This window comes from Rickettsia sp. 109562A South Dakota (assembly GCF_055791265.1).
Genome location: NZ_CM147703.1, coordinates 774,260 through 796,151 on the forward strand (window position 1 = coordinate 774,260; position 21,892 = coordinate 796,151).

Here is a 21,892-nt window from a genome sequence, read left to right on the forward strand (position 1 = left end):
ATGTTATTAATATTGCAATGTTAAAATCAAACTAATTAATAGAAATAATACAATAAATATAGCAGTTTGCTGATTATGCCAAGCAGATATTTTACTTAAAATATTACCCCAAATAACTTTAAAATTAAGATATTCTTCCGCATCTTCATTATTGTCTGCCGTTTCTTTATATTTATCGATACTAAAATATATAAGTTTTTCAATATATTGGTATAAGTCAAGATTGATGTCTGCTGTTGAAATACGTGGTATTTTTCTAAATATTAAAGCTAATAATAGCGAGATTGCAGGAATGACTAGCTTGAAGTTAGCAATATGTGATATTTGAACAGGATAGAATAAACATACGCATAAAGTTATGATGCAGAAAGAGAGGTAAACCACACTTGTCATACCGCGACTTGATCGCGGTATCCATAAATATTTATTATCATTGCTTATTTTTTTTCTGGATACCGCGATCAAGTCGCGGTATGACAAATTACCTATACTTTCCAACAACAACCCAAATAACACGGTACAAGTTACTATCTTGGAAAATAGCATTACATTATTTTCGTTTAAAATATTAGCTATTTCATCTTTGATATAAGAAGAGCTAATAGGCAGCATAGAGGTATATATTAATATACTAATTATAAATCCAATTAGTAAAATAGGATTGGTGGCGGTTTTAAGATCTTGGTAATTTTTAATATCGTACTCATCTTCTATATAAGTGAAACATAAAGCAAATAGTCCGTTATATAATATATGTATGAATATAAAGCTTGTAATAAGATAAGCAATACTAGGTGAGTTTATACTAATAGCCGTTAATATAAAACCAAGCTGTGATACGGTAAGATAACATATCAATCGTTTAAGGTTTTTCTCAATTAGAGAAAATACTAACCCGTAAATGATCATTGATATTCCAAAAAACTTAAGTATCTCAAGACCGCTAAATAATTTTAAAATGATAATTAAAGTAACTTTAGTAGTAAAACTAATTAAATATACAACACCGCTACTTGAAGCTATAGGATAGCAATTAACAACCCATCCGTTTACAAAAATAGCTGAGGCATTAATCAAACAACCTGCAAGTATGAATATTGCCGGTAATTCAGCATTGTATACTAACTCAGTTAAGGAAATAAAAGCTGTATTACCTGTTGTTTGAATTAGAAGAGTCATGCCGATTAAAATTAACCCGCTACTGAATAAATGCGTAAGAAAATATTGGCGTACCGGTTTTATCTTTAATTGGTCACAAAAAATAATTATGCAGGCACAAATCGTCATGAATTCAAGCAAAATGATCATGGAAATAAAATCAGCTGCAAATACACATATAATAGAGGATAAACAGTATAAACTACCTATTAGCGTCTCAAATTTTCTATTTTGAGAAATTGTATAAAGATTTAAGATAGCGGTAACAATTAAGAATGCTAAAGCTATTAATTGATTTTGAGAGCTAAGGTCAAAAGCAAGTTCAAAATTAGCTAGCGAAAATGCAAATTGGGTGTTTTGAATAAACATTTTAATCTTTAGAAGAAACTGTTAACACTTCTAGCCCGTGAATCCTTTTAAAGTCTTTTACATTTAGAGTTAGTATTGGAAAATTATTTGTAATTGCCGTTGCAGCAATTAGTAAATCATGAGTACCGATAGTGATATTTGTTTTATACAAATTATGAATAATGCGGGCGTATGTATATGCTTCTTCGATGCCAAAAGGTAATATAGTAAATAAGATTTTTACGTACTCTATAAAATCTAAACGTTTTATACGCCTATTGTCGTTATCTGCTCTATCAATTCCCATTAACAATTCCGTTAATGTAATAGGACTGATAAAAGCTTTATCATAATTTGACCAAGCTTTAGTAGTTATTTTCCCTCTTTCTAAAGCTATAAATATTGAGGTATCAATTATTAATCCCATTTTTGATATAATTTTTTAATGTCTATTCTGGTGTTGCGTCTTATTTCTTCGATATCTTTCAGAAATTGATCAGCATCTTCAGGATCAAGGTGGGGGCCATTTTTAAAGGCTTCCTCTAAGTCCCTTACTGCTATAGAAGGCTTGGTTTCTGCAGGCGTAATTCTTGCTATAATATTATTACCTTTTTGAACGTCAAAGCTCTCGCCTTTATAGTAAACTCTATTCATAATATCCGAAAAAGATCGTACAACTTCTGTTGCTCTAATAATTTGTGCCATATTTATCCTTAAAAATAATTACCATATTTACATATTATATGATTATACGTAAATTATGTAAATATGTTTCATGTAATATAAGCTAAAAATTCTCTGATTAAGATTTGAATAAAGTAAAATAATGTTATAGCTAAAGCACAAATTATTATGCTGATTCGCATGGAATAGGGAAGTAGCTTTGTTACGCTGGATTCTATCAAAGAAGGTTTGTAAATAGAGCTTAATATTTTGAGAAGGTAAAGGCTTGAGAATATACTACTAGCTATTACGACAATCATAACGATGATTTGATTCTGCTCGCTTGCGACAAGTAATATTGAGAATTTGCTAATAAATCCGCTAAAGATAGGTATACCGATGAGTGATAATGAAGAGATAGATATAATAAAAGAAATTAAAGGAAATTCTTTGAATGTACCATGTAAAGCCTGTACTTGATCGGTTTTCTTTAAACTATAAATACTTCCCATACTATAAAATAAGCAGATTTTTGTAAAAGAATGTGAAACTAAATGTAAGATTGCAGCCCCGAGTGCTTTAGGCGTTAACATGAAAGCACTAAGCAATGCTAAGCTTAGTTGATTCATAGTAGAATAGGCAAGTATTTTTTTGATATTATCCGTGCCTAGTGCCTTGATTGAGCTGTAAAATATGCTTACTATCGGTATAAAAATTAACCAGTTAAACTCGGCAAATACCCTTTGTAAATATGATAAACCGAATATATATAATAGGATTTTGTAAATACAAAATAATCCGGTTTTAACCACTATTACGGCATGCAGTAAACTACTAACGGGGTAATGTGCAACCATAGCGGCAGGAAGCCACGAATGTACCGGAAAAATTGCAGTTTTGGCAATTCCAAAAATAAACATTAATAATAAAATAATTGATTGGTTTTTAGAAAAATAATTTTCTACTAGACTACCGCTTGCAAAATCTCCGTTACCGGTTTTAGCATAAATAATTATCACTGCCGGTAAAAATAATATTGTGGCAGAAATCATCAGAATTTTTAGATATTTGTATAACCCGCTAAGTACTATATTATTTTTGGTATGCCCTACCAAAAAAGCAGTAGAAATAGTTAAAAGCTCATAGCAAATAAACATCGTGAACAAATTGCTAGATAAAGCAATTAAAACTCCGATCAGAATAGTTAAGTTAAAGAACAATAAGAATCTAGAAGAGTGTTCTATATTATTAATAGCAAGATATTGTGGAGTGTAAAGTAAAGCACAAATCCATAAAAAGCCTATTAAGCTCAAGAATATAAGCCCTAAAGGTTCAAGATAAAAACCTATGGAATAATTAGCAAATATATTAAATTCAAATCCTGCTCTGATACCTTTTAAAAATAACCAATCAATAATTAAAATATTACCGAAGAAAAAAATAGCGATAATAATAAGTAAGAAATTACGTATAAAACTATCTTTACTAGTGGCATACGGACTTGTTAAATTTAATGCACCAACTAGCAAAGTTGATAAGATTAAGAGACTCGGAGTAGTAAATTGTATAATCATGATAAGCTAAACAGGTGTTTAAATCGTGATAATTCCTGCAATCTTGCTTGCTCGCTTTAAGGATTTATCAAGTGTTGCTATAGGTATTCCATAACGTAATGCTAATTCCAAATAGCTAGCGTCATAAAGAGTTAATCCGTATTGTGTTGCTATGTCCATTGTTTCAAGCCAGGTATGCTCTAAAGTTGTTTGATCAATTTTGATGTATATATCTTTGAGAGTATAAATTGCTTGATGACGTTGTTTTGTTGTAAGACGTCCTGCACGTTCAGCACATAATAAAATATTTCCTATCTCAAGCCCCCAAATAGCAGGGACAATTGCTTTTCCTGCTACAGTTTTATCTAATATTTCTAAATTTGCTGTTTCATCAGGCATAAACCATGAAAGAGTTACTGAGGAATCTAAAACAAAAGGTGACATTTTTACTTTTTACCTTCATTTTTATAATTTAACCACTCTTCAAAATCAGAAGGTTGTAAATTAATTTCTTTAGCAAGTTTGCGGAGTCTGATTGCTGCTATTCTTGAAGTTTCAATATCATATTCTGTATTGATTGGAACAATTTTGGCCGCTACTTTCCCTCTTCTGGTAATTAGAATTTCTTCGCCTTTACTAGCACGATCTAATAATTTAGAAAAATGAGTTTTAGCATCGAAGGCTGTAATAGAATTATACATATAATTAACTGGTCTGTTGTCTAGTTAATTATAATATATTGTACCAGAATGTCAAAGGTTAATTAATTCTTCCAAAAAATAACTTTCACCATTTTATAATGGTAAAATAATGATCCTACGGAGCTGAGTAAAATTATAACAAAATCTAATAGTAGATTTTGCGTTAATAATAATTCAAGAATATTTACTTTGATAAAAAATAACGGGCTGATAGGTAAGCCGCAGCTGCAAATAATAACAATTATTATTAAAACTTTGTTAGGATTTCTTTTATAGCTTTCATTATAAGCATCTATCAAGAAAAGAGCTATTTTATTTATACTATCTGCAAGTAATAAGCTTGGTAAAAGTATTATACCGCCCCCGGTAACATATAATAGGAATACATAACCTATTTGAGTAAAACATGAATAAATTATAATATTCTTGAAGTCTTTTGCCTGGTAAGCAAAATACGGGGCCATAATAAGAGTAGCTAAAGCGGTAGGTCTTATAAAATTTGTAATAGCTGTTTTAATTGTCTCATAGCCTATAATAATATAAGTAAATTTATATATTATATATATTCCTATTATAGTAGAAATCCCTGCTAAATATACTAAAATAACTGAAGCCGTGTTATTATAAGCTCTCATCATCCAAAAATGCATAGGGAAAAAAGCTGTTTTTAAAATAGCACCTATTAAGAAAAAACCGATAGCTATAGTAGTTATACGAGAATTAGGATGTTCTTGCAAATAAGCTGCAACATCGTACATATTTAAGCTGCCCGTAATGCTTAGTAAAAATCCTATAGATATAAGAATAAGAGTTGCACCGATACTACCCATGATTAAATAATCAAGAGCTCCAATTAAAGATTTTGGATTAGCCCCTTGTGCTATTAAGACATAGCTACTAAGTGCCGAAATCTCTATAAATACATATAGGTTAAAGAAATCGTGAGTAGCAATCATTCCTAAATAGCCGGTGTGAGCAAATAATAATATACCGTAAAATAAAGATTTTCTATTGTTGTTAATATATTTTAAGATTGTTTGATTAGTAATCTTATGACAAAAAACTAAAAAGAATAATAAGACAAGATTAAGATAAATAATAATAGCTTGGTTTAACGAATTTAGTCGATATTCTATTCCTATTTTTGAACTCCATTCTCCCATGGTGTAAGATAGTTCCGTATTTTGTATAATGCTATATCCATAAATACTGACCAAAAGGCTAGATAAAATGCAAACTGTAGTAATTACTCGTGCAAAGGTAGTAAAGCGAAAAGATATTATTGAGAGTAAAGCCCCGAATAAAGGAAGTAATATTTGTATGATAGGGAAATGGTTAGCTAGGATCATGGAACTTTATTCAAAACTTATATTTATGTCATTTCCGTGAGGCATTGTTGCATGGAGCCGATGTCATTCCCGCGAAAGCGGGAATGACATAAAGGACGGCAAGAATGACATAATCGAATAGAGGAATGACATAGTTGAGAAAATCATTTATCAAAATTAATTTCACTTTCTGATATTGTACCAAAATGTTTATAAATTTGATATATTAAACTTAAAGCTACACTAAGAGTAGCAAACCCAACTACTATAGCAGTTAACATTAATACATGAGGCAAAGGGCTAGTGTAAGTAGTGATACCCTCTTGTAAAATAGGTACACCGCCTGTTTTAATTTTTCCAAGACTTAAATAAAATACTAATACCGAACTTTGAAAGATCCCAAGCCCGATAATTTTATGAATATAATTACGGCTTGTAAGCATTATAAATAAGCCGTTAGTTAGTAAAATCAAGGCAAAGAAATATATTAAATGCGACATTACTAGTACTCTTTGAAAGACTGATTAAATACGCATGTGACTTTTTTGCCCTTACGTATAGCGAGCTTAGGAAAAACCTGTTCAAGAATTACCATATTAGGATTATCTTGAGCAAGGCGATAATTTACTAAAGATTCTCGAAGTGAATCATCTACGGCAAAAATACCGGAAATTTCAGCGTTTTTATCCCTAAATTGAAGATAGGTAAACTCGCCGTCGTCAAAAATTTTAATAGGAGCTATTGCTTCGCTGCCGCTAATATAGTAATTAAAGTTATATTTTTCAGGATGAGTAAGATCAGGACTTGCCAAGGAAGCAGAAAAAGTTTGCATATGACCGCTCATATTGTCATTTTCGTCATCCGGATAAAGAAACTTTACGTTAAAGACCATTTCAGGGGCACGCATATCGAGTGTTTCTGCGGCATATAGTTCAAAGAAGTAAGTCCGTTTATTAGTAATTAAAGTCATATTAGTAGTAGCATCCGGTTCCATCGGTTTGATGAAAATCCTATGACCGGCAGGCACTATTTGCCATGAAGTAGTATCTCCCATAGAAATACTTACTATTTCCTCATCTCTTGCTAGTTCGATACTTGCTTGATAGCCGTAATATCCTGTAAATTTAAAAACATCGTCAGGGTTATAAGTCATAACTCTTAGACGTGGGTCTCGACCTAAAGGTCGTGATGTAGTAAGAGCAAAGACATTTAATGTAAGTAGTATAAAAGTACTAAATATTATTAGTTTCTTCATATTATTTCTGATTTTTATTCCTTAATAATTTTAGCTTGTAACTAGTAACGGTAAAATTAAATGCTGTATCCGGCGATATATTTATACCTATAGAATCCATTATAAACCCTATCCTTGATTCCCACAGCATATTTTCTAAGATTTCACCCGTACTGTTCTTTGCCAATGATTCAAAAGTAACAACTGCCTCATTATCATTTATATTGTTAATTGATAATATATTAATTGAGCGTTTATATAATTTTTGATATCTTATGACCGGTGATAATGGGTTATCAATATTCATAAAATTAGCAAATTGCATATAAACAATACTCGTAGAAGCATTTTTGATAAAGGTAAATTGTTCTTTTAATATATCATAATTATATTCTTCTCGTTGTTTTACATAATTCTGAAGCATAATATTTGCAACGGAAATATAAGGATTTGCTAATGACGAATGTTTAGTATTAGTAACGGTAGCTTGTTTTTCGGCATCATCTTTTATTAAATAACTTACTTTTTCGTTTATTGGTAGCAATATATCGATATTTATACAAATTAAGGTGAATAATAAGGTAAAAATCGTGCATATTAAAAGTAGAAGACTTCTATGACTTAACGGTAAGATATACTTAAAATTATACCATTTTCTTGCATCAATAAAATATTCGCCGGATTTGATATATTCTTGTATTGCTTTGGTTAATGGGTCCATAATTACTATCGTCAATAACAAATTACAAAGTAATTCGCTATTCGCATTTATTAGATTAATAGCTAATTTTATTTTGTTTTAAGTCTATCATAATTATTATAATATGATTATGATTTGTTAATTTAATATTATTTAAGCTATAAAATAAGTTTATATTGTTGCTACAATACCAAATATTATTTAACTTTAAAATTAAAATAAATAAATTATAAATTAAAATTATACAATAATAATTATTGATGATAGTTATTATTGTATACTCATTCTGCTTTGAAGAATCGGTTCTGCAAAACTTCGTGGAACTCACATGCTCACCTATTAAGTATAGGCTGTGCGTGTTTGCTCCTCGTTTTACATTCCAATTCTCCAAATCATTTGAGTATAATTCGCTATTCGCATTAGTTGACAATCTTTTTAATATTTATAAATAGATTTTTTCAAAAAATGCTTGTGAACTGTTGTATAGTAAGGTAATTTTAAAACAGTAACAAGATAATTTAATAATGTATAATTAGAATGTTAAAATCATTAAAGTTTTTATTAGTATTAATTATGCTTTCTCAATTGTTGTCATGTACCCCTTCAGCTCCTTATGAAATTAAAAGCCCGTGCGTTTCTGCTGATATAGATGATGGATCGAGTTTAAGCGTAAATCCTTGTATAAGAAGACCGGTTAATTCAGTAAATATAGCATAAAAGCAATAGTTTTACACAATAACAATGTAATAATAAAAATACCTTTGATATGAATAATATATTTGGCTTCTTTAAATCAAGTAATAACTCGCAAAGCGGTTCAGGCGATACACAAAATCAAGAAAGTATTAAATCGGCTAATCCTTTAAAAATTACTCAGAATTGGTATGAAGAGCGATCTGATAAGTTAATTGTTCAACGTAACTTACTTATCATATTAATAATACTACTAACCATTTTTGTGGTTATATCAACTTTAGTAATAGCATTTGTAGTAAAATCTAAACAGTTTGATCCTTTTGTTATTCAGCTTAATAGTAATACCGGACGTGCCTCGGTGGTAGAACCTATTTCATCACCGGTATTAACGGCGGATGAGTCGCTTACAAGGTATTTTATAAAGAAATATATAACGGCACGGGAAACATATAATCCGGTTGATTTTACTACTTTAGCTCGTACGACAATAAGATTATTTTCAACAAGCGGTGTTTATTATAATTATCTTGGCTATATAAGAAATAAAGATTTTGATCCTACTTTAAAATATAAAGAAGATAATACTACATTTTTAGTAATAAAATCATGGTCAAAAATCGCAGCAGATAAATATATAGTTAGATTTTCCGTAAATGAAACATCAGGAAGCCAATTAGTTTATAATAAAATAGCGGTAGTAAGTTATGCTTACGTGCCTATGCAATTAACAGGTTCAGAACTTGATATAAATCCGGTAGGATTCCAAGTTAACGGATATAGGGTAGACGATGACAATAGTTAGATTTTGTTTTTTAGTTTTTGTATTATTTAGTAGTTTTATAGCTCAAGCTAAATGTCCTCTTATAGAAGATGATCCATGTAGTAATAGTAGTAATAATTATTATGTAGATGATTTATCTATAACTAAAGATAATAGGATAAAAACTTATATATATAATCCAAATGAAGTTTATTTGTTAGTTCTGCATTTTGGCTTTCAATCGCATATAGAATTTGCTAAAAACGAAGAAATCCAAAATATAATTCTTGGGGATGCTTATGCGTGGAAAATAACTCCTCTGGCAAATAGATTATTTATAAAACCCCTTGAAAAAGATATTCGTACAAATATGACTATTATAACTAATAAAAGAACATATGAATTTGATATCGCTTCTACGGAACTTATGATGGGTAACGAAAGGGATTTAGTATATGTAATTAAATTTTACTATCCTAAGAAAAACAGTAATTGCATGGCAAGGTTTTAGTAGGATCACTGTCGTTCTCATGAAAGCTTGTTCGTGTGGAATGACATCCTAAACGTCCGTACACTATATAGAGACAAGCCACGGTATGACAACTTTTTTAATAATAACAAAAACACTTTAACTAATATAATTTAGATATGGCTGAAGAGCAAAATAATAATAATAATAATACCGGTTCTTTATCAGGAGCAGATTCGCCTGAAGTACAAAGAGAATTATCAAAAGTTTCAGTTAGCTTTAATAAGAGTATTGCAATAGTAGTTGTAATTTGCGGTATTTTTATATATATTTTTTATACTCTTTTTTTCGGTACTAAAAAAGAAGAGATACCGGAGACTCAGGTGCCGAGTAATATTGTAAAACCTGTTACGGATGTTGAGGATAATATTCCGGAGATTCCAAAGTTACCTGATCCGCCTAAGCTTGAGACGCCCACCGCTCCCCCACCGCCTCCTCCTCCGGTAGTAGAAGTTCCACCGGTTTTACCTCCTACTACTCCTGTAGAAGAGAATAAAGACAAAACGCTTCCATTGCCGCCGGTTTCGTTGCCTTCGACCTCAGGAACGCTAGTTGAGAGCGATGAAGAGAAGAAACGTCGTGAAGCAAAAAGAAAATCATCTATAGTGTTGGTTGGTGGTGTAGAGCCTAAAAAAACACCGGAACAGATTACGGCAGAAGCAACATTTAAAGATCGCGGTGATATGTCTTTGGTTCTCGGACGCGGTAAATTAATTGATGCAGTGCTTGAGACGGCAATAAATAGTGATCTCGGCGGTGAAATAAGAGCCATTATTAGTAGAGACGTATTTTCTGAGAAAGATAAAGTTATATTGATACCGAAAGGATCAAAAATATTCGGTAAATATGCAACCTCAACTTCATCAGACAGTTACGGTAGAGTTGCTATAATATGGGATAGAATAGATTTAACCAACGGTTATACTATAGAATTTGATTCACCTGCGGTCGATAATTTAGGTAGACCGGGGATACAAGGAAGAGTCGATAATAAATATAAAGAACAATTTGCAAATGCGGTTTTACAATCCGGCTTTAATATAGGTCTTGCTAAAGTCCTTGATAAGTTGGTGCCGCCTCCTATAGACTCGCAAGCTGCAGCAACTAATAGTGCTACAGCCACACAATTATTAAATACTGCTCAAACTATTGCAGCTAATACCTCGATGGATGCAAATACTAGGATAGTTACAATTTGTACTAACGTACTTGCTGCTATTACCGATAAAACTTCGACTGCTTATACTACTATGACTCAAGCATGTACAACAGCGCAAGATCCTTCGTCAGCAAATACTGCCGATCAGAGATTATCTACGTTAGTACAGGCAGTTAATACGGCAGCTTCAAGTTTGCTTACTACTACGTCTATAGCATCAACTCCGACGCAAGCACAGCAAGCTTCTACTCAAGCTTTTACGGATGTTACAAATGTTGTACAAAATATGATAACTCAGCAGCAGTTTAAGCCGACAACGACGGTTAATCAAGGTACGCCGGTTAGAATATACGTTAATAAGGATTATACATTCCCAAAAGCCGTTTTATTAAAATCGAAGGTAATGAAATGAATGAAGAATTCGCAGCCTTAGAGACGTTTTTACTTCCTTTTAAAAATTTATTTGCTGAAGATGGTATTAATGAAATTATGGTTAATAAGCCTGGAGAAGTATGGGTTGAAAAGAAAGGCGATATATACTCTAAGCAAATACCGGAACTGGATAGCGAACATCTACTTTCATTAGGACGTTTAGTTGCTCAATCTACCGAACAGATGATTTCAGAAGAAAAGCCTTTACTTTCTGCAACTTTACCAAATGGTTACCGTATTCAAATAGTATTTCCTCCTGCTTGTGAAATAGGACAAATCATTTATTCTATCAGAAAGCCTAGCGGTATGAATTTAACTTTAGACGAGTACGCTAAAATGGGGGCATTTGATGAAACTGCAACAGAGAGTTTAGTAGATGAAGATGCAGTAATTTTAAATAATTTCTTAGCTGAAAAAAAGATTAAAGAATTTATTAGACATGCAGTTGTTTCAAAGAAAAATATCATAATTAGCGGCGGTACTTCAACCGGTAAAACTACTTTTACAAATGCGGCACTTACTGAAATACCTGCAATAGAAAGATTAATTACTGTAGAAGATGCTCGTGAGGTTGTACTATCAAGCCATCCTAACAGAGTGCATTTACTTGCTTCCAAAGGAGGACAGGGGCGAGCAAATGTTGCTACTCAAGATTTAATAGAAGCCTGTTTGCGTTTAAGACCGGATAGAATTATAGTCGGTGAGCTTCGAGGTAAAGAAGCTTTTAGTTTTTTGCGTGCTATTAATACCGGTCACCCTGGTTCAATATCGACACTGCATGCTGATAGTCCTGCTATGGCAATTGAGCAGTTAAAGCTTATGGTTATGCAAGCTGATCTCGGTATGCCGCCTGAAGAAGTAAAGAAGTATATTTTAACCGTTGTAGATATCGTTGTGCAGCTAAAACGCGGTAGCGGCGGGAAAAGATATGTTTCGGAAGTATATTATAAGAAGAACAAAAACGCTGAAGGAATGGTGTAGACTCGTTTAATTTGAAAAATTGGCTACGTTACTTTTTGCTTATAATCCTCACGTAGTAATCCTACGCTGCGGTTATAAGCTTCAAAGTGCCTTGCTCTTTTCCAAATTAAACTTCGTCTACCGCCTCATAATAACGTTAACAATATTAAGTAATAAGTAAAAACTAGGAATATCAATTCATGGAATGGCATACGATACTTAAAGTTACTAGGAATATATTTGGTCATGCTATAATTCATCCGGTTGTTATTTTTTGTACCATTTGGATAAGCGGTGCATTTGTTGCAATTTTTACTAATGAGGTTGGAGCTTTAGGCGTAGATATAAATGCTATAAATATTGCTTATAAGTGGGCTTATTGGCTTATTAATGTTTGGGGGCAGTTAAAAATTGCCGACTATAATTATTTAAAATTGAAGCTACTCGCATCTCTTCTTGGGCCTGCTATTGTTGTTATAATATTTTACATTAAAAATTTTGAAAGAATAAAATCATTACAATTTTTTGAGCAACCGGAAAAAGTATATGGAGATGCTAACTGGGCTAATCCGTCAGATATAGAGGCCGCAGGTCTTAGATCTAAAAAAGGTATGTTGATAGGTGTTGATGCTGGTGGATATTTTGTTGCCGATGGGTTCCAGCATGCTTTATTATTTGCTCCTACCGGTTCAGGTAAAGGTGTGGGTTTTGTGATACCTAACTTGTTATTTTGGAGCGATTCGGTAGTAGTACATGACATAAAGCTCGAAAATCACGGTTTGACGAGCGGTTGGCGTGAGAAACAAGGTCAGAAAGTTTTTGTATGGGAGCCTTCTAATCCCGACGGTATCACTCATTGTTACAATCCGATTGATTGGGTTAGTACTAAGCCTGGTCAAATGGTTGATGACGTTCAAAAAATTTCAAACCTTATAATGCCTGAAAAGGATTTTTGGAATAATGAAGCACGAAGTTTATTTTTAGGTGTAACTTTATATTTAATAGCCGATCCTACTAAAACTAAATCTTTCGGTGAAGTAGTGCGTACCATGAGAAGTGACGACGTGGTTTATAATCTAGCAGTTGTACTTGATACTTTAGGCGGTGTAATACATCCTGTTGCATATATGAATATTGCTGCGTTTCTGCAAAAAGCCGATAAAGAGCGTTCAGGTGTAATATCTACAATGAACTCATCTCTTGAATTATGGGCAAATCCGTTAATCGACTCTGCTACTGCTACCTCTGATTTTAATATACAAGAATTTAAAAAAGTAAAAACAACCGTATATGTAGGACTTACTCCCGATAATATACAACGCTTGCAGAAATTAATGCAGGTATTTTATCAGCAAGCTACAGAATTTTTAAGCCGAAAAATGCCGGATGTAAAAGAAGAACCTTACGGTGTGATGTTTTTACTTGATGAGTTCCCAACGCTTGGGAAGATGGATACTTTTAAAGCCGGTATAGCATATTTTAGAGGTTATAGAGTACGTTTATTTTTAATTATTCAAGATACGCAGCAATTAAAAGGAACATATGAAGATGCCGGTATGAATTCATTCTTATCTAATGCAACATACCGTATTACTTTTGCTGCTAATAACTATGAAACGGCAAATTTAATATCGCAGCTTGTCGGTAATAAGACGGTAGAACAAAGATCATTTAGTAAACCTTTATTTTTTGATCTTAATATTTCTACTAGAACACAAAATGTTTCTCAAGTTCAAAGAGCTTTACTTTTACCTCAAGAAGTAATACAGTTACCGAGAGATGAGCAAATTGTTTTAATAGAATCCTTTCCGCCTATAAAATCTCGTAAAATTAAGTATTACGAAGATAAGTTTTTTACTAGTAGATTATTACCGCCGACTTTTGTACCTACTCAAGTACCTTTTGATCCTAGGGCAAATAATCATGAGGATTCTGAAGAGACCGAAACAACAACTGCTTCGGAAAATAATGAGTAAGATCCAAAAATGCGTTCAGCTATTATTGATATCGGTTCAAATGCTTTAAGAGCTGTAGTTTATGAAAGTGATGAGCTTGGAGCTCCGGAAATTTTTAATTATAAATTTAGAAATTATCTTACAAATTTACTTAATTTAGATAGTTTAGACGTAAAACATCAAACATATTTATCTCTACAATATCTTATTCATATTTTTACCAAACTGTCTGTTACTAATATTAGATGTGTTGCAACAGCTATACTTAGAGGACATCCTAAAGCAGATGAATTCAAAGCTATAATTAAAAAGAGATTCAATATTGATATTGAAATTATCTCAGGTGAACGTGAAGCTTATTTAACGGCTGCCGGATTAATTTCCGGTATTAGTGATGCTTTCGGTATTGTAGCGGATCTTGGTGGTGGAAGTCTTGAGCTGGCACAGATTGGAAATAAGAAGGTCGGTAAATTAAAATCATTGCCGCTTGGTACTAAAATTATTGCTAGTAGCAATTTTGGTGATGTCGGGCTGATTACTAAAATGCTAGAGGAGGAATTTGGAGCTGCACATTATCCTAATTTATATTTAATCGGTGGTGCATTACGTCTAATGAGCCGTATATATATGGAGTCTATAAATTATCCTCTTAAAAATTTACATAATTTTGAAATAAATCGTGTAGAGTTTGAGTTATATTTAGAGAAATTATCGCAAATCGATAAATTAAAGCTGAGTTATTACGAGCAGAAAGCCATAAATTATAATGCTGTTTTAGTAATAAAAGCGATGATTAAGGTATTTTCACCGGAAAAAATTATTATCTCAAATTACGGTTTAAAAGAAGGAGTAAGATTTGACTCGTTACCGCCGCATGAAACAGAAAAAGATATTATTTATGAGAGGGTAAAGAGATTAGTAAAATTTGATAAAAATATATGTAAAATTGAAAAATATATTGAAGCAGTACAATATCTTTTGATTAATTCCGATGCCACAACTCTTATTATTATTGAACTTGCTATAATGCTAGCACAATATAATAAAAATATTGATAAAACGCTCAGAGCAAATTTTGTTTCGGAATTTATATTATCGTCGGATATTCCTTTTAGTCATAGACAGCGTCTTATGTTAGGCATTGCCCTTACAGTTACTTATACTGCTAAAACTGACATGCAGATTAATAAAATAGCTAAGAAAATGATTAGTAAAAGTGATTATTACAACAGTCATATAATCGGTTATTATATAAAAATTGCTAGAGAAATTGATGGACCGGAATTCCAAGAACCTTCTTTTTCGATTAAATTAAAAGACGATAAGTTTTTACAAATTAATGCTTCAAATATCTTGCCTAAACAAGTCTTTGAAAAGGTTTGTGAACGTTTAAAAGATATAAGTACCGCTAGAAAAAATATTAGTCATAATTTTAGCGATTAGGTGTTGTTCCTATGGCTACTATGTCATTCCTAGCTAAAGGCGTTGTTGCGTTGATCGAAAAACGCACTCGGTGTCATCCCGTGGCTTGACCACGGGATCCAAAAAACAACTTTTAGTGTATATTTTTTGACATTTTTATCTGGATCCCGCGATCAAGTCGCGGGATGACAGGGGTGGAATCGATCCACGCAAGCAAGCCTTAAGCGGGAATGACATCGGAGAGTTTGAAATAAATACAATAATTACGCTCCATCAAATGCATCACAATTATATTCTTCACCTAGAATTTGTACTTCTTGCTCTTGATCTTGAGAAACCTTAGAAATTTCACGACGCTCTTTATAGTCATTTAATAATTTAAATATTTCCGGTTTATTAGTAGCTAAGTCTAAAGGGGTACTATTATGTGAATTTTTTTATAAATGTTGATATCTTTATGTTTAAGTAATTCAACTATTGAAAAATAATTATAACTATTAGCTTGATGTAAAGGAGTATTACCATATAAATTTGTTTCATTAACATTGATCTTTGGATGTTCAATTAGTATCTCAACTATTTTAAATCTATTATGAGTGATAGCTTGATATAAAGGAGTATTACCAATAGCATCTTTTTCATTGACATTAATACTTTCATGCTTAAGTAGTAATTCAACCATTGTAGGATTGCCGTCAACTATAGATATAGTAAGTGCTAAAGGAGTATGACCTTGGAAATTTTTTATATTAACATCGATACTTCCATGCTTAAGTAATAGTTCAACTATTTCAGGCTTACTAGAATAGATCGCATGATGTAAAAGAGTATTATCATCTGAGTCTTTTTCATTGATATTTGTTTTTGCTAAAGAAAGTAAATAGTTTATTATTTCTAAATTACTGTGGTAAATGCCATAAATGAAAGCATTAGATATAATTTTGGAATTTAAAGTTTCTTGTGCTATTTTCTTTCTAGATATTCTTCTAAAGCTTTTTTATCCTCAGCAGTTTTGATTCTTTCTTGATCTTTTATGTTATTCTCATATACTTTTAATAGGTCTGTATTTGTTGCTTCACTAAATAGTAATTCACTAAACAGCAAAGCTTTTTCATGATCCTCTTTACTTCGTTCTTTCCGTTCTACGGCTTTATGCTGAGTTTCAGTGATTTTAGTTTGATATTCTTTTTCAAGTTCAGATTCAGATATTTTTGTAAAATATTCTATTTTTTTGTTAATTTCTTCTAAAGTATTATTTTTTATTAATTCTGCAGTTTCTGCACATATTTGGAGTAATTCGGCTTCAGTTAATTTTTTTAATTCTTTAAAAGTATTCGTTAGTTCCGTTATTTCTTTTAGTTCTTCTTCTAGCTCGTTAATTAAACTTTGTGATTCTTGCGGTTGAATTCTAATATTATTTAAATGATTGATTACATAGCTAATAGCATCATATTGCTTTTTATATTGTAAAGGAAATAAACTGATTATTGATTCTAAATTCCCATCGATAGTTGAAAAAATTTCTTGTGCTACGATTGATATATTTTTGTATTCATTATTTACTCCTTATCTATATTAAAAATACCATACTTCATGGTAATATATTTTATAATAAATAGCATAATCTTTCTATTGGTAAAGAAATAATCTAAATTATCCTAATAAATATTAATATTTCATTACTTTATATAAAAATTAATAAATTAAAGAGTTTTAATATAAAGTTTTAGTCAATATAAATTAACTATAAGGTTAAGAGTTATGAAGAAAAAATCTAGAATATTAAAAAGTTTTCTAGCAACTGCATCAATATATGGAACATTTTTAACAAGCTTTAATGCAGCAGGAGCTACTGTTATAACTACCGGTGATAGTGTAAGTTTAAATACTGGAGTAGGTTTTGTAGGGGGAATATTTAATGATGGCGATACTATTCAAATAGAAGCAAATAATGTCCCTACTCCCATCATCTCAGCAGATAAGCCAAATGCTCAAATTGGTGAAATAAAAACTCTAATTAATGCTCTCGTTTTTGGAGGAGTAGAAGTCAGTCAAAATACTTCAATAGGTCCACTTAATGCTGCGGATGGTCTTAACCCTAATTTTGGCCCTCTTAAATTTATGGTTGATAATGTTACGGCAACTATTACGGGAGTCGGTAATCAATTATTTAGTTCGATAGATTTTGCCGGTAAAAATTCTACTTTAGAAATTAACGACACTTTAGCTATTACGACTGCCATAGACAATACCGGAGCTGAAAACAACGGTATAATAAATTTAGGAAATAATACAAGTGTTACTCAGGCTATTGGTAATAATAATTCTGTATCAGAGGTAAATATTAATGGAAACGGTAATATAAATTTTGGCGATATTATTAAAGCTACTAATTTAAATATTAATAATGAAGATGCAAATATTATTGCTCAAGGTAAAATAACAGGAGATGTATCATATAATCAACCTGGCACATTAAATGTTAGCGGCGATAATCCTATTATAGGAAGGGTTAACTTTCAAAATGTTAACGATACTCTTAATATTGCTTTAGATGTTTATGAAAGTTTTAATGCGGATATAGATAATATAGTGCCAGGGGAAAACGGTATAGTTAATGTGATCCAATCTGAAGATAATCACGTAGTAAACTCTTATATAAAGGGTAATATAGGCGAAACCAATCCTATTAAGAATTTAGGAATAGGAAATAATAATGGTCAATTTTCTCTTAACTTTCAATTAGACGGTAAGGTTAAGCCTCTAAGATTCAAGTAAATCGTACTCTCAATTTTAACAATTTTATGCGGCTTACTATAAATAATGATGTTACCGCTGATATAGGTACGGATGACGAAAATAAACCTGATATTATAGAGATTTCAGGTGATAATACAAAACAAGTAACGTTAAGAGGGAATGTACTTGTAAATGATTTAGTTTTTGTTCAAGGTGTTGATACTTCAGGTAAGGTAAATATTGAGAGCGGTTTAATTGCAAAAAGAGTAGTTTTCAATGATAAGAATGCAGATGGAGGTACATTAGTAATAAATGCACCATCTGCAGTTAATGCTATAGTAAATCCTAATAACGGTATGATAATTCTGAATGCTGATTTTACAATTAGTGACCCAAGTGCCGGAGATATAAGAGAGATCAGAATAGCTGATAACGTAAAATATACGATTGATGCTAAAAACGGCAACGTAGCTTTATTAAATAACGGTGCAAAGATAATATTTGAAGGGGCAGATTCGGAATTAGATTTAATAAATACCGGTAATACGGATAAGCAGTTTACATTATACGCTAATTTAAATCCGTCAGATGCAGAAGATGAATATGGGATAGTAAGAGGCAACTACAAACGGTCTTACTATAGCAAATAATGGAGGACCTTACACCATAGGGCAAGATAATACACATCGTCTTAAAGAGTTTGAAGTTAAGGGAGTAGGTAATACCGTAGTTGATAATACGGTATTTACAAAGTTACTAAGTATGAATAGTACCGGTAAAGTAACATTTAACCAAGCATTAAATTTAGGAGCAGGTGGTAATATCGCTTTTGGAGCGGATAGTACGCTAGTAGTAAACGGAATAATCGGTTCCATAACGACTTTTGCTCCTAATCATGGGACACTTACGATAAATAGCGGTAATATTACCGGTGCAATAGGAAATAATGATAATTCTTTATAAGAAGTAAATATTAATAGTAGAGGAAATACAATTTTTAATGGTGATGTTAATACTGCTAAGTTAGATATTAACGGTATAGGAAATATAATTTTTTACTGAGAGGTTAATGCTACTAATTTTAATATCAATAATGCGGATGCAAATGTTACGGCAAGCAGATTATTGACAGGAGGTATTATATAGTGCTGATAGTGAGCTAATAGTAAACGGCGTGACCGGTTCAATCACGACTTCTGCAAATAATCAAGGGAAATTGACTATAAATAGCGGTAATGTTAGTGGAATAATAGGAGATAATAAGAATAGTTTAAAAGTCGTGAATATTGGAGCAAATCCTGTTACATTTTCTGCTAATGTATTTGCTCCTATAATCCTAATTGAACAGGCCTCAAGTTTGACTTTAGCAAAGGGTGTTAAATTAACCGGTAGTGTAAGCACTAGAAATGGTACGCATGGTGTGTTGATATTGGAGCAGGATAGTAGCGTGACGGATGGCATAGGTGCAAATGGTGCGAGCTTAAAGAGAGTAGAGATAGGAGCAGGAGCGCGGGGGAGCAGCCTTGGCGGCGAAGTATATGCGGGAGTGGCAGTTCTTACGGATAAAACATCAGTATTAAAATTAGAACATCAAAGTATAATACATGGAAATATTACTACTACAGCCGGTAATAATAGCGGTAAGCTAGTATTTGCAGCTGATGGAACTGTTGGCGGTGCGGTAGGAGCAAACGGTGCAGTTTTAGAAGAAATAATATTTAATGGAGTGGATACTATAGAAGGTGCGACTTATGCTCAAACTTTTACCATAGCAAATGCAAATGCTAATGTCACAGTTAAAGGATTAATGACCGGTAACGTAAATTATGAAGCAGACGGCACATTAGCACCTGAAGGTATAACAGGAAATGTAGACTTTAAAGGAACTAACGGAACGTTTAATGTAAATGCCGGCTTTGCAATTGACGGAGTTGTACTTAGTAGCGGTGGAGTTGGCGGTATTTTGAACTTTAAAGGTGACGGTAATGTGACGGGCGGTATAGGTACTGATGAAGAAAATAGTCCTGCTACTATAACAGGGAGATGACACAACAAATGTATCTATAGCAGATAATGTATTTGTAGGTGATATTAATTTTACAAATGGCGGAAAATTACAACTTAGTAAAAATCTCAAGGCAAAGAATATTGATTTTGGAATAAAGGGCGGTACTTTAGAGTTTAACGGTAATGATAAATATACTTTCAATGCCGTTATAGCAAACGGGCAAACCGGTGTATTAAATGTTTTAACTGCTACGGATGCAACGATAGGTACGATTAAAACAATAAATATAGGGGATGCTAATGCAGGGCAGAGCTTTTTAATTGAAGTAAATAACGGCAATTTAGCTCTGCTGAGTAGTGCAAATAGCAGCATTAATTTTGGCAATGCAAATTCACAATTAACATTAACTGCTCCTGTAGATCAAACTGTTACATTTGCTAATAGTTTAAAAGGTATTTGCTGGCGGTGGCGGTGTGGTATTTTTGAGTGGTAACGGTCATAATTTAGTTGTAGATAGTAATAATGGAGTAACACTCGGTACAGCAGGTAATGAGCTAGCTAACTTAAATATCATGGGAAATGTTACTATCACCGATAATTTAGACATACATAATATTAATCAGTTAAATATTAAAAGCGGTGCAGTATTTACCGATCAGAGCTTAACTTCTGCTAAGATTGCAAATATAAAGATAGGTGATGGAAATGGAGCCGCTACTTACGCCTTAGATGCCGTAAACAGTGATTTTGATTTTAATACCGGCGGTATGACATTTGCTCATGGAGATTCAATATTAGATCGTAAAAATAGCTCAAATGCTAATGATCATACTATAACGTTAACGGGGCCTTTAGATTCGAGAGAGGATCAATTCGGTATAATAAAGTTAACTACGGGTGATAAAAATTTAACAATTGTTAATAACGGTAATGATAATAATACGCTTGGCACAAAAGATCACAGATTAAAGGAATTGGATTTTGTCAGTACCGGTAATGGTACTATAAATTTACAGGCAGGAATATATGTTGAGAATATAGTATTAGATATTCATGCTATTACACTTAATAAAGTAAATGCAAATATTAAATTTAAAAGCGATGCAGTATATACCGCCACAGGGAATATAAAAGGTGAAATAGTCGATTTCCAAGGTAAAGCAGGTGTGATTGATATTGCCGATAACGTACAAATTGACAGTGTAGTTACAAGTACGGGTGATACAAGTGGTACATTAAACTTTGAAGGAACAGGGGTAGTTACTAAGCTAATTACTAATATAGCAATGTTAAAAGCAGGTAGCGGTGATGTATCGTTAACTGCCGGCGGTGATTACTCTATCGGTGAGATTTAAGGTAACGGTAATAATAATTGAACTTTTGGTGCTAAAGGCTAACTACGACTTATATTAATAAGACCGGCGGGCAGGCTGTAAATTTAATCTTTACTGATGGCGGTAGTGTTCGTAATGCCGTCGGTTCAAATGCAGCAGCCGGTGATATTATCGTAAAAGCAGGTGCGGTAAATTTTGGCAGTACTGTTAAAA

Annotated in this window: 24 protein-coding genes; 12 read left to right on the forward strand and 12 right to left on the reverse strand. The window is 32.3% G+C overall.

Annotated features, from left to right (window positions below):
• Positions 1-6 precede the first annotated feature (6 nt).
• From ACIAS7_RS04300 to ACIAS7_RS04345, 10 genes are all read right to left on the reverse strand, one after another.
• On the reverse strand, positions 7-1,527 hold the full coding sequence (locus ACIAS7_RS04300; RefSeq protein WP_473198341.1) for a proton-conducting transporter transmembrane domain-containing protein: 1,521 nt from the start codon (positions 1,525-1,527) through the stop codon (positions 7-9).
• Between the two features lies 1 nt (position 1,528).
• Entirely contained in the window at positions 1,529-1,933 is a 405-nt protein-coding gene (locus ACIAS7_RS04305) for a PIN domain-containing protein (protein ID WP_473198342.1), read from the reverse strand.
• Entirely contained in the window at positions 1,924-2,211 is a 288-nt protein-coding gene (gene vapB, locus ACIAS7_RS04310) for a type II toxin-antitoxin system antitoxin VapB (protein ID WP_473198343.1), read from the reverse strand. Before vapB ends, ACIAS7_RS04305 begins: the two co-directional genes overlap by 10 nt.
• Before the next feature lie 68 nt (positions 2,212-2,279).
• Positions 2,280-3,743 (reverse strand): proton-conducting transporter transmembrane domain-containing protein, encoded by a 1,464-nt coding sequence (locus ACIAS7_RS04315; protein WP_473198344.1) that lies wholly within the window; start codon positions 3,741-3,743, stop codon positions 2,280-2,282.
• A gap of 18 nt (positions 3,744-3,761) precedes the next feature.
• On the reverse strand, positions 3,762-4,166 hold the full coding sequence (locus tag ACIAS7_RS04320) for a type II toxin-antitoxin system VapC family toxin (RefSeq protein ID WP_473198345.1): 405 nt from the start codon (positions 4,164-4,166) through the stop codon (positions 3,762-3,764).
• A gap of 2 nt (positions 4,167-4,168) precedes the next feature.
• Complete coding sequence (locus ACIAS7_RS04325; protein WP_473198346.1) at positions 4,169-4,423, reverse strand: type II toxin-antitoxin system Phd/YefM family antitoxin; 255 nt, start codon at positions 4,421-4,423, stop codon at positions 4,169-4,171.
• Between the two features lie 62 nt (positions 4,424-4,485).
• Positions 4,486-5,772, reverse strand: a complete 1,287-nt coding sequence (locus ACIAS7_RS04330) for a proton-conducting transporter transmembrane domain-containing protein (RefSeq protein WP_473198347.1) — start codon at positions 5,770-5,772, stop codon at positions 4,486-4,488.
• Between the two features lie 143 nt (positions 5,773-5,915).
• Complete coding sequence (locus ACIAS7_RS04335; protein WP_473198348.1) at positions 5,916-6,251, reverse strand: Na+/H+ antiporter subunit C; 336 nt, start codon at positions 6,249-6,251, stop codon at positions 5,916-5,918.
• 2 nt (positions 6,252-6,253) lie between these two features.
• Positions 6,254-7,006 (reverse strand): P-type conjugative transfer protein VirB9, encoded by a 753-nt coding sequence (virB9, locus tag ACIAS7_RS04340; RefSeq protein WP_473198349.1) that lies wholly within the window; start codon positions 7,004-7,006, stop codon positions 6,254-6,256.
• Position 7,007: 1 nt separating this feature from the next.
• Entirely contained in the window at positions 7,008-7,706 is a 699-nt protein-coding gene (locus tag ACIAS7_RS04345; RefSeq protein ID WP_473198350.1) for a VirB8 family type IV secretion system protein, read from the reverse strand.
• A gap of 516 nt (positions 7,707-8,222) precedes the next feature.
• Between ACIAS7_RS04345 and ACIAS7_RS04350 the strand changes: the two genes are divergently transcribed.
• The 7 genes from ACIAS7_RS04350 to ACIAS7_RS04380 all read left to right on the forward strand — a co-directional run bounded on the left by ACIAS7_RS04350 (position 8,223) and on the right by ACIAS7_RS04380 (position 15,619).
• Positions 8,223-8,402 carry a DUF2706 domain-containing protein gene (locus ACIAS7_RS04350; protein WP_473198351.1) on the forward strand — a complete coding sequence of 60 codons (180 nt, stop codon included), beginning with the start codon at positions 8,223-8,225 and terminating at the stop codon, positions 8,400-8,402.
• A gap of 49 nt (positions 8,403-8,451) precedes the next feature.
• Complete coding sequence (locus ACIAS7_RS04355; RefSeq protein WP_473198352.1) at positions 8,452-9,183, forward strand: VirB8 family type IV secretion system protein; 732 nt, start codon at positions 8,452-8,454, stop codon at positions 9,181-9,183.
• Entirely contained in the window at positions 9,170-9,652 is a 483-nt protein-coding gene (locus ACIAS7_RS04360; RefSeq protein ID WP_473198353.1) for a TrbG/VirB9 family P-type conjugative transfer protein, read from the forward strand. Before ACIAS7_RS04355 ends, ACIAS7_RS04360 begins: the two co-directional genes overlap by 14 nt.
• Before the next feature lie 137 nt (positions 9,653-9,789).
• Positions 9,790-11,241, forward strand: a complete 1,452-nt coding sequence (locus ACIAS7_RS04365) for a TraB/TrbI/VirB10 family type IV secretion system protein (protein ID WP_473198354.1) — start codon at positions 9,790-9,792, stop codon at positions 11,239-11,241.
• On the forward strand, positions 11,238-12,242 hold the full coding sequence (virB11, locus tag ACIAS7_RS04370; protein ID WP_473198355.1) for a P-type DNA transfer ATPase VirB11: 1,005 nt from the start codon (positions 11,238-11,240) through the stop codon (positions 12,240-12,242). The genes ACIAS7_RS04365 and virB11 overlap by 4 nt, the downstream gene beginning before the upstream one ends.
• A 179-nt stretch (positions 12,243-12,421) precedes the next feature.
• Positions 12,422-14,197, forward strand: a complete 1,776-nt coding sequence (locus tag ACIAS7_RS04375) for a type IV secretory system conjugative DNA transfer family protein (protein ID WP_473198356.1) — start codon at positions 12,422-12,424, stop codon at positions 14,195-14,197.
• A 9-nt stretch (positions 14,198-14,206) separates the two neighbouring features.
• Positions 14,207-15,619, forward strand: coding sequence for a Ppx/GppA family phosphatase (locus tag ACIAS7_RS04380; RefSeq protein WP_473198357.1), 1,413 nt, complete (start codon positions 14,207-14,209; stop codon positions 15,617-15,619).
• Between the two features lie 388 nt (positions 15,620-16,007).
• On the opposite strand, the gene ACIAS7_RS04385 is transcribed toward ACIAS7_RS04380, so the two are convergent.
• Both ACIAS7_RS04385 and ACIAS7_RS04390 read right to left on the reverse strand, forming a co-directional pair.
• Entirely contained in the window at positions 16,008-16,580 is a 573-nt protein-coding gene (locus ACIAS7_RS04385; RefSeq protein ID WP_473199411.1) for an ankyrin repeat domain-containing protein, read from the reverse strand.
• On the reverse strand, positions 16,562-16,702 hold the full coding sequence (locus ACIAS7_RS04390; RefSeq protein ID WP_473198358.1) for a hypothetical protein: 141 nt from the start codon (positions 16,700-16,702) through the stop codon (positions 16,562-16,564). The genes ACIAS7_RS04385 and ACIAS7_RS04390 overlap by 19 nt, the downstream gene beginning before the upstream one ends.
• Positions 16,703-17,359: 657 nt before the next feature.
• On the opposite strand from ACIAS7_RS04390, the gene ACIAS7_RS04395 reads away from it, so the two are divergent.
• From ACIAS7_RS04395 to ACIAS7_RS04415, 5 genes are all read left to right on the forward strand, one after another.
• Positions 17,360-18,376, forward strand: a complete 1,017-nt coding sequence (locus tag ACIAS7_RS04395) for a hypothetical protein (protein WP_473198359.1) — start codon at positions 17,360-17,362, stop codon at positions 18,374-18,376.
• A gap of 26 nt (positions 18,377-18,402) precedes the next feature.
• Entirely contained in the window at positions 18,403-18,987 is a 585-nt protein-coding gene (locus ACIAS7_RS04400) for a hypothetical protein (protein ID WP_473198360.1), read from the forward strand.
• A 112-nt stretch (positions 18,988-19,099) separates the two neighbouring features.
• The gene (locus ACIAS7_RS04405; protein WP_473198361.1) at positions 19,100-19,300 is read left to right on the forward strand and encodes a hypothetical protein; all 201 of its coding nucleotides are present in this window, start codon (positions 19,100-19,102) and stop codon (positions 19,298-19,300) included.
• A gap of 211 nt (positions 19,301-19,511) precedes the next feature.
• Positions 19,512-20,384 carry a hypothetical protein gene (locus tag ACIAS7_RS04410; protein ID WP_473198362.1) on the forward strand — a complete coding sequence of 291 codons (873 nt, stop codon included), beginning with the start codon at positions 19,512-19,514 and terminating at the stop codon, positions 20,382-20,384.
• A gap of 443 nt (positions 20,385-20,827) precedes the next feature.
• Entirely contained in the window at positions 20,828-21,700 is an 873-nt protein-coding gene (locus tag ACIAS7_RS04415) for a hypothetical protein (RefSeq protein ID WP_473198363.1), read from the forward strand.
• The last annotated feature ends 192 nt before the right edge of the window (positions 21,701-21,892 follow it).